The organism is Reichenbachiella sp. (genome assembly GCF_039941815.1).
Taxonomy (GTDB): domain Bacteria; phylum Bacteroidota; class Bacteroidia; order Cytophagales; family Cyclobacteriaceae; genus Reichenbachiella.
On the sequence record NZ_JBDVDW010000027.1, the window covers coordinates 230116 to 242057 of the forward strand.

General features: G+C 44.6%; 9 protein-coding genes. 3 read left to right on the top strand and 6 right to left on the bottom strand.

Annotated features, from left to right (window positions below):
- The first annotated feature begins 86 nt into the window (after positions 1–86).
- Entirely contained in the window at positions 87–863 is a 777-nt protein-coding gene (locus ABJF11_RS06840) for a crotonase/enoyl-CoA hydratase family protein (protein ID WP_348118972.1), read from the top strand.
- Positions 864–1126: 263 nt separating this feature from the next.
- Here ABJF11_RS06840 and ABJF11_RS06845 read toward each other — a convergent pair whose 3' ends face one another.
- Positions 1127–1987 carry a universal stress protein gene (locus tag ABJF11_RS06845; RefSeq protein WP_348118974.1) on the bottom strand — a complete coding sequence of 287 codons (861 nt, stop codon included), beginning with the start codon at positions 1985–1987 and terminating at the stop codon, positions 1127–1129.
- Between the two features lie 5 nt (positions 1988–1992).
- Positions 1993–3312, bottom strand: a complete 1320-nt coding sequence (locus tag ABJF11_RS06850) for a hemolysin family protein (RefSeq protein ID WP_348118976.1) — start codon at positions 3310–3312, stop codon at positions 1993–1995.
- A gap of 159 nt (positions 3313–3471) precedes the next feature.
- On the opposite strand from ABJF11_RS06850, the gene corA reads away from it, so the two are divergent.
- The gene (gene corA / locus ABJF11_RS06855; RefSeq protein ID WP_348118977.1) at positions 3472–4587 is read left to right on the top strand and encodes a magnesium/cobalt transporter CorA; all 1116 of its coding nucleotides are present in this window, start codon (positions 3472–3474) and stop codon (positions 4585–4587) included.
- Positions 4588–4607: 20 nt separating this feature from the next.
- Here the strand turns inward: corA and ABJF11_RS06860 are convergent, their stop codons facing one another.
- The 4 genes from ABJF11_RS06860 to ABJF11_RS06875 all read right to left on the bottom strand — a co-directional run bounded on the left by ABJF11_RS06860 (position 4608) and on the right by ABJF11_RS06875 (position 11394).
- On the bottom strand, positions 4608–7019 hold the full coding sequence (locus tag ABJF11_RS06860; protein WP_348118979.1) for a T9SS type A sorting domain-containing protein: 2412 nt from the start codon (positions 7017–7019) through the stop codon (positions 4608–4610).
- 131 nt (positions 7020–7150) lie between these two features.
- Positions 7151–7867 (bottom strand): LytTR family DNA-binding domain-containing protein, encoded by a 717-nt coding sequence (locus ABJF11_RS06865; protein WP_348118980.1) that lies wholly within the window; start codon positions 7865–7867, stop codon positions 7151–7153.
- A 157-nt stretch (positions 7868–8024) separates the two neighbouring features.
- Positions 8025–9209 carry a caspase family protein gene (locus ABJF11_RS06870; protein WP_348118982.1) on the bottom strand — a complete coding sequence of 395 codons (1185 nt, stop codon included), beginning with the start codon at positions 9207–9209 and terminating at the stop codon, positions 8025–8027.
- 28 nt (positions 9210–9237) lie between these two features.
- Positions 9238–11394 carry a fibronectin type III domain-containing protein gene (locus tag ABJF11_RS06875; protein WP_348118986.1) on the bottom strand — a complete coding sequence of 719 codons (2157 nt, stop codon included), beginning with the start codon at positions 11392–11394 and terminating at the stop codon, positions 9238–9240.
- Here ABJF11_RS06875 and ABJF11_RS06880 point away from each other — a divergent pair.
- On the top strand, positions 11321–11476 hold the full coding sequence (locus tag ABJF11_RS06880) for a hypothetical protein (protein WP_348118987.1): 156 nt from the start codon (positions 11321–11323) through the stop codon (positions 11474–11476). The two genes, ABJF11_RS06875 and ABJF11_RS06880, sit on opposite strands and share 74 nt — an antisense overlap.
- Positions 11477–11942: the final 466 nt, after the last annotated feature.

An 11942-nucleotide genomic window follows, 5' to 3' on the forward strand; every position in this document is an offset into this window, starting at 1 on the left:
GGCGGCAAAACTAAAGGCTTGATTCTTCTTCTAAGAAGATTTAATTATTTTAATGACAATACCTTCTAATCTCTTAAATTTAAGATATGAGTAATTCTTTGGTGACTTCAGAAATAAAAAATAATGTATTGCATATTGTGCTCAATCGTGAGGCTAAAATGAATGCATTTTCATATGCTATGCTGCAGGAGTTGTCCGAGGCCTATACGACACTGGAGAATGATCCAGAAATTCGTTGTGGCCTTCTGTACGCCAATGGCAAGCATTTCACTGCCGGGCTGGATCTGGCAGATGTATCCAAGCATATCAGCGAGGGAGCCAACTTGTTTGAAAAGGGCAATATCGATCCATTACAAATTTTTGACAAAAAGAGAACTAAACCTGTAGTAATCGTGGTGCAGGGCACGTGTCTCACTATTGGGATAGAAATGATTCTGGCCAACGATATATGTTTTGCGAGCGAGGATAGCCATTTTGGTCAGATAGAAGTCCAACGAGGCATCTTGCCTTTTGGTGGGGCTACGCTACGATTTCATCAGCGATGTGGATGGGGCAACGCGATGAGATATTTACTGACAGGAGATAGCTTTGATGCGCAGGAAGCGCTCAGAATTGGATTGGTTCAGGAAATACATGCCGACCCATTAGTCGCTGCTACTGCACTGGCTGAGCGTATGGCGAAACAAGCACCTTTGGCAGTGCAGGCCACATTAGTAAGTGCCAAAACCGCTATTACTGAAGGTCAGGCATATGCTGAAAAAGAACTGATGCCTGAGTTGCATCGCCTGATGAAAAGCGAGGATGCAAAAGAGGGATTGATGTCCTTTCTCGAGCGTAGAGAGGCCAATTTTACTGGTAAATAGATTAACATTTTCAGGCCTAATTGAATTAACCAATTAGAAATATTACCGCTTTTGTTGTGGTATCAAGTATTGCATCAATTTTTATGTCAGTCACTGGTCAAAACTCTATATCGCAAGCATCCCGACTTTCTTAAGACCGCAGTTGCCTCGTTTGATAACCCTGAAAAAAGATCTTGAGGGATAATCTGGAATAAGAATGGAGAAAAAAGCGTAATCCGCTTTATGAGAAATAATATTACTTTTCCCATCCCCAGCTTTTAGGTTTAATAATCGATGGTAAGTTTCTTGCTTGATCTGATGTTGAGCACGGGCACCTTGGCTTGCGCCAGGATTTGTTTGGCCTTGGGCGAGACCCAGAGCTCTGACCATCGAAATCCCGGTCTGCTCATGATGGCGACCAAATCCACATCACCTTGCGCAGTACGTCGGACAATGGCATCAGCAATTGGTAGTTTTTCTATCGGCCCGGCTGTGACATTGAGTTCCTTTTTCTTTAGATCATTGAAAGTCTCTGACATAAGCTGCTGCAGGTCATAATGCTCATCTAAGTTTTCCGAACTGGACAGGAGTTTGATTGTGCTTCCGAACTGCTTAGCTATTTCTATGACGAGCGGTACTTTGTACCGGCTGCCATTTGTCAGATCCAGGGGAAGGAGGATACTGTTGATTTTAGGTGCTTTTGGTATAGAGGTAAAGGTGAAAACAGGGCATTTGGATTCCAAGACTATTTTATAGGCGTTCGTATCGTTGAGTTTGTCTTCCCAGTCTTCAGCCAGAGTCTGTCCATGGCTTCTCATTACGATAAAATCTATCTGATCATTCTTGGCAAAATCAAGGATATGACGATACAAAGGTTGGGTAAGTCCTCTGACCTGTAAGTCTACCTTCGATAGCTTAGGGTATGTGAGTCTTACCTCTTGCAGCATCGGCTTCATTTTTTGCTCTACCATCTTTTTTAGCTCCGCATCAAACTCTTCTTTTGATTTGTAATCCTCTGGGTTTGCAAGAAACAGAGCGGTGATACTTGCGCCCGTAGAGGAAGCAAACATAGCTGCATACTCCAAGGCTCCTTTTGATACCTGCCGATCATCAAAGGGGATAAGTATCTTTTTAAAGCTTATCATTTTTATTACTGTTTAGTGTTTTCAGAGCGTACATTTAATCTGGCTTTTATCACTCTCCTTTGTTTTAGAATTAGTATTTCGGCAATCGTCCCATCATTCAGTATTATTTTTTGACCTTTGGTCAAAGGTATGCCTGCCTGCTCAACAAAAAGTCCTGACAGCGAATTTGCTTCATTGGCTTCTAGTTCGATTCCTAGTTCTGCATTGATATGATCGATCGATTGACTCCCATGGACAATGTATTTGCCTGGCGCTTCTTTTTGAATTGGAGATTCCTCCTCATCGAATTCGTCTTGTACGGTTCCAACCAGTTCTTCTAATACATTTTCGAGTGTCACTATGCCTATAACAGTACCGTACTCGTCTTCAACGAAAGCAAAATGCTGTTTTAGACTTCTAAAATTCTGTAGCAATGCACTGATGGATAAGTTTTCTGGGACAAATATGGCAGGCCTTGCTCTGTCACTTACTTGGGACATCTTATCTATTTCGACGCCCAGCAAGTCTTTGATATGTATTACTCCTTTGATAGAATCCAGTGATCCATTACATACCGGAAAACGTGTGTGTCTCGTTTTTTTGGCTAAGTCCAAGTTTTCCTTGTAGGATTTATTTAGATCGAAAAATATGACTTCAGATCGAGGCAACATAATCTGTCTGGCCAAATGATCATCGAATGAAAAGGCCGCATCGAGTAGCTGGTGTTCATTCTCTGTCAGATCCCCCGCATGGTATGCAATGCTGAGTGAGGCTCTTATCTCTTCCTCAGTCAATACTGCTTCGTGTTCGCCTTTGGTCTCTATCCCTACTGCGCTAAGCATACTCGAAGTAATTCTGTCCAACACCCACATGAATGGATAAAAAATGACATAGAAAAATTTCAAAGGAAATGCTGACCACCCTACAACAGCCACTGGCTTTCTGATAGCGTATATTTTTGGAAACTGCTCTCCTAATACGATATGCAGTGAGGTGATAATGGTGAATGCAATAGTGAATGCGACTCCATGCAATGCCACCTCAGAGGTAATACCACCCGCTTCCAAGACGGGTTTTATGAGATGAGCCAGTGAGGGCTCTCCGATCCAGCCAAGTGCTAGCGAAGCCATCGTAATTCCCATCTGGCAGGCAGAGAGAGCCATGTTTTGTCTTTTGTAAAGCCAAAGTGCTACTGAAGCGAATGGGTTTCCATCTTTCTGCATGGCTTTGATCTTACTTTTATTGACCTTGACCAAGGCAAACTCGGCGGCTACAAAAAAAGCATTCAAAATAATCAAGACTCCTGTTATAAATAAATTAAAGGTGTCTGCCAGATATCCGTTCATAGTTATAGAAATTAAATTTCATGGTAAAAGATAGCGGTTTGTCATATGTTTACTCACAAATAGGCATACAAAATTCCTGAGTGCGATTAATTAATATGGCAGAGCTCGTTATTTAGATGATCTCGGATATGGCTATAGTAAAAAAACAAAAGACAAGACATGGATATTACTAGACCAGATTTATTGTTAATAGAGGGTATTAAGACCCTTGGCTCTTTAGGACAAAATCTCTATTCTGATAAAAAGTCCGAAGCGAAAGCGAAAGCTGAATTGGCATTTATTGGCCAGAAAAAGATGGACAAGGTTCAGCATCAACTTTTTAGATATAACGCTGATGATCTCGAGTATAAGGAGATGCTCAAATCCTTCCAGGTATTAAAACGTCTCAAACCTGAAAGCATCTATTGGTTGAACCTGCATGGCATCCATGATGAGCAGGTGGTGCAAGAGGTAGGTAAAATGGTCCAGGTGGATAGGCTAACGATTCGACAAATCCTGGATACAACACAGCGATCCAAATCTGAAGAGTACGACAATTACCTTTTTTTTAGTGTCAAGTCGATAGCTAAAACTAAAGATAATGTAGAGGTAGAACAGTTATCCTTCATCCTGGGTACAGGGTATGTGATATCGTTTCAGGAAGAAGTGGGTGATCATTTTGATGGCATAAGACATAAGATTAAAGAAGGCCTGGGTTTTATTCGTAAAAGAGGTGGCGATTATCTTTTATCTCAACTGCTTGACGCCATTGTCGACAACTATTTTGAAGCCATCGATCAAATCAACGCAGATATTTCTTTGATCGAAAAAGTGGTAATCAACGACCCGGATAAGTCCACTTTGATTGCACTGGAAAAGCATAAAAGTGAAGCTCAAATCATAAAAAAAGCACTTGGACCATTCAAAGAGGCTATATCCAATATCCTGAGTGGCGACACAGCGCTAATTAAAGATGTAAATCTCAAATACTATAAGGATATCAATAATTCGGCTGTAGCTGCGATGGAAGAAATAGACGCTACGCTCAGAGCTTTGGAGGGCCTTACAAATATCTGCTTCGCTTCCCAAAGTCAGAAAATGAATGAGACCATGAAGGTGCTCACCACCGTAGCTACAATATTTATTCCACTGACTTTCATTGCTGGAATATATGGGATGAACTTCGACAATATGCCGGAATTGCATCACCCCTATGGATATTATTATACCTGGGGAGTAATGGGAGCCATATCTATAGCAATGCTCATATACTTCAAAGTCAAAAAGTGGATTTGACTTATTTTAAGAATTACTCGTTAATCCTTGATAAATTTAAAGGACTGGAATCCCTCAGGATCCCAATAAATTAAAAAGTAAACTCCTGCTTCTAGTTGGCGAAGATCCAAACTGTTTTCTCCGACTTTCCATTCACTTGAAGTAAAAACCTCTTTTGCCTCATCACTTACAATCGAGATTTGCGCCAATGGGTTTTTTTGATTCAAATAAATTTTTAGCTCGGTAGATACTGGATTTGGATAAAGTGACACCAAACTGCTCTGGTTACTTTTGTTGACAATAGAAATCACCTCAGAAAAAGAAAATGTACCATCATAGTCATATTGCTTCAAGCGATAGTAAGCAAAACGAGAATCATTTTTTTTGTCCAAATAGCTATATCCAACTGGTGTATTTGTGGTGCCATTGCCTTCGATTTCTTCTAGCTTTTGGAAATTCTCTGAGGTAGTTGACTTCTCGAGAATGAAATGAGAGTTGTTGAGCTCACTGGCCGTTTCCCATTCAATCAATATACCATTTCCTGATTCGTTTTCTTCTGCGGTGAACCGTATCAATTCTACCGGTAGACCCGAATCTTCATCTTCTGACGCAACAGAAAAACCGCTAAAAGAGTATTGGACTCCACTACTAGAAATAGTCCTGTTGCCAGCATTGTACTCAGATGACGCACTGAGGCTTTCCCATTTGCTTGTTGCTGAAAGCCAATGTGCCACTCGCAGCGAACTGACCGGATCCAAATCCGCAAAGTCTCCAGTTTCTGAAGACTGGTCATTGAGTGTCAGAGTCACCACAGCTCCAATTGCATTTCCGAGATCAGTAGTCACTTTATGTATATCCCAAGCCTCAAGAATACTTATCTGCTTTAGATCGCCAGATAGGTTGCTGGCGTCAGTACCCCATCCCTGTACAGCAGGGTTGCCACGTATATATTCTACTTCAAATTCAGCATCTGAACCTTGCAGTCCGCTTAAGATTACCGGACTATAACCAGTGAGCTCATGACCGACTGGGAAAATGTAACTTCCCCCGTCAGAGAGCAACATTTGACGACGAATTTTGCCATTGTATATGTAGGAAGGGTACGTGACTTCCGAATCATTTCTAGTGATGGAGGTCGATGCCGTACTTGCAAGATGTATTGTGTTTCCCTGGGCATCTAACTTTCCTTTTAGAAGAACCAGCTGACCGCTGATTGTGATATCTGAGGACAACTCCATACCAAATTCCGTATCTACCGTTAGATTCGTGAAATTGAGTCCTGCAGGTATTATAGTAGTGGAAGTGGCATTGTCAAAAGAAGCGTCAGCCGCATCATTGAAAACGATAATATCACTGAAATCTGTTCCGCCAGGAAAATCCATATTGATTTCACCACTAAAATCTACTGATGAATTATCATTGAATTCTAAGCTTATATTGTCAGCCGTGCCGGTCAATGATACATCTCCATCAAATGTGACAGCAGCATTTTCGTTGGCGATAATGCTCAAGGCTCTTTCCGAATCGCTGTTGGCAGTAAGATCTCCACCAATATAAAATGTACCCGTACCGTTGATTTCCACTTCCAGTTCATCACCGGATACATCTTCTCCTCCCAGATGGTCTAGTGTCAGGTCTCCGCCAATAGAGAATAATGCGTTGTCTCCAGTTTGTCCAATCCTAATGTAGAATTGGTTACCACCACTTCTGCTGATGCTAGCATCTTGATTAATAATAAACTGCGCCTCATCGAATAAATAGACATTAAAGTCTCGGTTTGATCCCTCATCTCCATCCAGGTCAAAATCTGCAAATTCACAAGTCACTACGGTTTCGTCGTGAAGATTCAGCCCCACGCTAGAATTGTTTGATGAGGTCGAATATCTAAACGTACCCAAAATATCCAATGTAGGCGCAAAGCCTCCATGCGCGGCGTCTCCATTCATAAGGATGACACTATTAGATCCATCCCCGTTACCTATAGATACCTCGAGATCACCATTGATGGTCATATGACCGGCGTTCAATCTCAATCGTGGACCAAAATCTACCGATCCTATTAGGTTTTTGGTCATGTATACATTTCCATCTACCAAGACCGAATTAGGTTCATAGCTGATTTCCATGTAGCATTCATATGCCGTGGTAGCCGTGAGTGTCAGATTCCCATATACATGCAGGCTGCGAGCTGATGATCCCACCAGCTTTAGTCTTACATCACGAGATTCAGAATTATCCACGGTTACATCGCGTGCTACTGCATCATAACCAGATGGGATACTGACGGTGTGCCTTATTATTACATCCGTAGCTTGGTCTGGGATTGTTCCTGTACTCCATGTGGAAGTGTTATTCCAGTTTCCTACACCTATAGATATGGTTTGTGCAAATACTTCTGTTAGTAGGCCAGACACCATGAGGGTGCATAACCATAATGTTTTAATTTTTCTCATAGCTGTTTTGTTTGGTTGTGCTTGACACAGATGCGCCGAACCCTAACAAACTACTGATAGCTATGATGGATGTAAATATTCAACCAGCAAGGATATGATTTGAGTTTAAATCAAAAGATTATCAATTGGCATTAAACTTTTGCCATATTCATAATAAAATCCTTCCGATGTCTTTTGGATAAAATGACGTGTGAATCATCCTTCATGATTACATATCCTCCGTCACTTTTAATATACTTCTTGACATAGAGCAAATTAATTAGATGTGATTGATGTATTCTAAGGTATTGGTAGCCCACATATTGGCTGATGAGGTTTTCAAAGTATTTCAGATGCTTACTCATCATGAGATTACTGCCGTCTACGAAATATACTTTGCAATAGGCTCCACTGGCCTCAAACCTTACAATATCATTTAGGTTAACGTAAAAGATTCCGTCCTTATCAGGCAATGGAATGGTTCCTTTTGCTCTACTGATCGCAGGAGAATCAAGTTTGTCTACCATTCTCTTCATTATGGACTTTACCTGATTGAGCCCAATTGGCTTGAGTAAATAAGCTGCATTGCTAGATTCTATGGCCTTGATGGCTCGCTGTTCAAAAGGCGTAATGAAAATGACTTCAAAATCAAGAATTGGCACTTGATCGACAAAGTCAAAACTTGATTTATCATGTAAGTTGAAGTCCAGAAGCACCAAATCAGGAGCTTCTCTTTCAACACACTTAAGCCCCTCCTCCACACTTTTAGCCATGCCCACTATCTGCGCTTGTTTGCAGTATTTCAAAATCAAGCTCCTCAACAACTCACGAGTCTCTCTCTCCTCATCTATTATTAGTGTCTTAATCATAGGTTTTTCAATAATTCAAGCAGTAAATTTTTTATCAAGTAAATAATGATTCTTGGTTGTTGTCATTAATAAACCCCTGGGCGTATCCACTATTCAACTAAAATGGTTCGTTTCCAGGGGTTTGAGCAACTACGCTTCTTTGATATTTTGTTTGTGATTATTTAGCGATAAACACAAAGTCGCTAAGTTTTTCATCCGATCCGAAGGAGCCAAACCGAGGCACCTGCGAGAGGTTTTCCATGTTGGATTTGATCTCTGACATGGTCAGTACCCGGTCTTCGCCTCCGAGTGTGCCGAGCGAATGGAGCAGCTTACTCATAAAAGGGGAGTGGCTACCGGGGATGCCATCAGAGACATATTCCTTGCCTCCCGAGGTCAGGTACTTTCGGGTGCGCTTGTCAAATTTTCGGATGAGCATGTCAGATACCGATACAGTGTAGCTCTGAAGGCCTCTGGACCGGGCCAGCACCGGATCCAGGGTACCCCCAAAACAAACATCCATAGCCAATAATATGTGCTCACTGGGGATGTTGTCGATCACACCCCGGAGTCTGTTGTGTGAGATATAGGTGGTTTTGGCTACATCGTTTTTCAGCGAGTTGGAGGCCACCACATACCCCTCACCGAAGGTCTCGTCATATTGGCCATGTCCGGCAAAGAAAATCAGCAGCTGATCCTGTGGGTTGAAGTTTCTCTCGTTGTAGCTGCGTAGTACTGACCAGACCTGGTCTACCGGTGCATTTTCTATGATCTCTACTTCAAACCCGTATCGTTCGCGTAGGATTTTGGCCATGGCATGGCCATCGTCGATGGGGTTGACCAAATCGCCCCAGTGGTCGTACCGGTCGGTGGCAAAGATCAAGGCATAGTCTTTTCTATTCATCGAGATCATGTTTTTCAACGCTCCTTCTCCTATGGTCATCTTACGCTGGGCCGATACAGTAGCCCGATGATGGTCGATCACCTCTAGCTCAAGGAAAACCGCACCATTGGGAAGCCAGATGGATTGATCGATGTTCACTTCCTTCTGATGCGGTTCTATCTCAATCAACTTTGAACTTAACACCTCTCCGCTCTGATCGTCGCCTATGTTGAGCTTTATCTGATCTATGATCTTGGAGGAGCTGATCCTGGCCTTGATATGGACTTTGGTTTCCACACTGCTCGAATACTCCAGGGTGGGACTGATCCATGTGATGGTGGGCAGGCTATGGGAGTTGGGCAGCCCTTCTCCGGAAAAGTCCAGATGAAGGCTGTTTGATTTATCGGATAGATTTTGAGCCATCGTACTGTTGCCGATGGCAAGCAGGAAGGCTATCAATGGAATAATATATGCTTTCATGGTTCTATGATTTACTATTTCTAATCACTTATTTGATTATGATTTTTCCTGTGCTCCGCTGACTATGGCTACCCGTGATAGAGGATACCTGATAGAAGTAGAGCCCTGCGGGCAGCTGCTGGCCTTGTGTGTCTTTGCGATCCCACACCAGACTTCTGATGCCTTGCGCCTGAGAGGTGGTGGAGTGCTGGAGCACTTCGATGCCTTGCCTGTCAAAAATCCTTATCTCGACCTTAGAGCGCTCAGCTCCGATATGAAATCCATAGGGAATCTCCATGTTATCCATGACCGGGTTGGGAAATGCCCGACCCAACTGCAGAGCGTTGTTTTCCAACTCGATGAGCTGAGCTGAGTAGTAGATGTTAAAAGTCTGGTTGGCTTTGGTGAAGGTGTAGTCACTGCTGCTGGCCATGTCTACGATTCGATTCGCATGCAGGTCATAGAGAATCAGGGTGCCGTCGGGTAGCTGGCTGGGATCCCAGCTCAGCACTACTGCTTCGTCGCTGCCGGACTGCAAGTTGAACTCCCAGTGGTATTGCGGTTGCAGGTCGATGATGTCTTTGGTGAAAGAGGCATAGAAAAAGTCGTCGTGCTGGGTATAGAGCGATACCTGATCGCCAAAGTGAGGAGGGTTCAGCACATCTGCCTGATCTTTGCCCTGCTGGGCCATGGCGCTCATGCCGATCCCTGAGAGAGGATTGACCTTCTGACCCTGAGTCAGGCGGAAGTCCAGCTGCCAGTCCTTGACGCTGGCGCTCTGGGCTGCTGAGCGGACTCTTCCTCCCGAGGCCGATACGTTGATGTCTACCGGGATGGTCAGGCTGGTGGCCTGGTCGGCAAACACGAATCCTCCACCGAATACATGCAACACATCACCTTCTTGGAATGAGGCTTCTGCCGAGTTGTAGACCAAGAGCGATCCTACCGCTTCGGGGTTGTCATTGGCCTTGAGTATGTCGGACCAGTTGATATCTTCCAGGTAGGGATTACCGATCTGGTTCCAGCCTTGGTTCAATTCCAATTCAAAGGGCTCATCGATGGTGTTGGATGGGGTGAGGCCGTCGCCAAACATCAGGTTGACGCTTTGCGAAGAGATAAACCAATAGCCGGCGCCTCGCTCAACATTGGAGACTGCGAGGCCGTCTTCGTAATCAACGTAACCGCTTTCATCGTTTTTGTACTTCAAAAGTCTCCATTTGGCTTTGTCATAGTTGCCCAGCACCCCTTCGAAGAGGTCTTCGATTCTGGTGGTGCTCAGCTCATAGGGGATGGAGATGATTTGATAATCATTGACTGTGGTACCAAAGGTCTCTGTGATGGAGACTTCTATGTCTTCGACAGTCTTGTTGTAGGTCACCAAATCTGTAAGATCATTTCTTCCAGCTAAGTCCTGGGCTTCCACCTGATACTGCATACCGATGGCGTCCATCCAGTCGGTATCGACACTGATCTGATAGTCTCCACTCTGCTCTACGCTGATCTGGGTGGTGGTGAATTCACTTTCGGTGATTTTTCTATGGCTCACCAGAATAGAGGTAATGCCGCCAGTACCGCCCGATACACTCCAGGTCAGGCTCATGGCCTGATCATCGAAGTCCAGGTTGTTGATCGATGGTTTGACGACCGAGCCGTCGCTGTTGGCGGTGGCTGTGGTTTTGATGACTGAGTAGTCTGAGTTTCCTGAGCCGTTGATGGACCTGACTTTTACATAGTAGATGGTATTGGGGGTGAGTCCTTCGATGAAGGCTTCGGTCAGGAAGTTTTGCACTTTCAACGGGTCATTACCAGCTACGGTATCGTTGAAGTTGGGATCGGTAGCGACTAATACCTGATAGGAACCCACCCCTGATACTTCTTCCCAGGAGACTCTAAACTTGGTAGAGGTGTGGTCGGCAAAGCCGAGGATACTGGTTTGCTCTGCGATAGTGAGGGTGGTGATGACCTCTGAGGGATCGGAGGTTCCGCTGGTGTTTGCTGCACGGACCCGGTAGTGGTAGGTGGTACCGGCCGTCAGGCCACTGACCTGGGTTGATGACCCGGTGATGGGTCGGGCTTCATAGCCCTCTACAAAGTCGGAGAAGTTGGCTGAGGCTGAGACATCGAGCAGGTAGGTGTCGGTGCCTTTCACCGGCTCCCAGTGGGCAGTGAAGGCACTGGTCGAATGGGCTGACGGGTTGCTGGCCACGGGTGTAGCAGGCACAGTCAGGGTCTCTATGGTATTGGAGTGGTCTGAGGTGCCGGTGGCGTTTTCAGCACGTACCCGATAGTAGTAGGTACTGCCGCCTTCCAGTCCGGTGATAGTTTTGGAGGTGGCCGAGACCGAGAGGTCGTCATAGCCGGTGAGCAGTTCATCAAAATCGCTGGTAGCTGAGACGTCCAGTCGGTAGACACTGGCGCCGGTCACGGCCTGCCAGGTGGCTTTTACCGAGGTCTCAGTCAGAGTAGTGGCAACAGTGGCATCCGGATTGGCAGGAATCGTCAGCGCTTCTACTGTGGTAGAGGCTGAGGAGATCCCTGAGGCATTTTGAGATTTTACCCTGTAGTAATAGGTCGTGCCTGAGGCTAGCCCTTCGACCCGTTGAGAAGTGCTGGCCACAGCCAAATTCTGATAGCCCGAGACAAAACTGGAGAAATTATCCGATTCCGAAACGTCAAGAAGATAGCTGTCCGCTCCACTCACCGCCTCCCAATGGGTGACAAACTCAGCCTGAGTATAATCAGTGGCGGATTGGG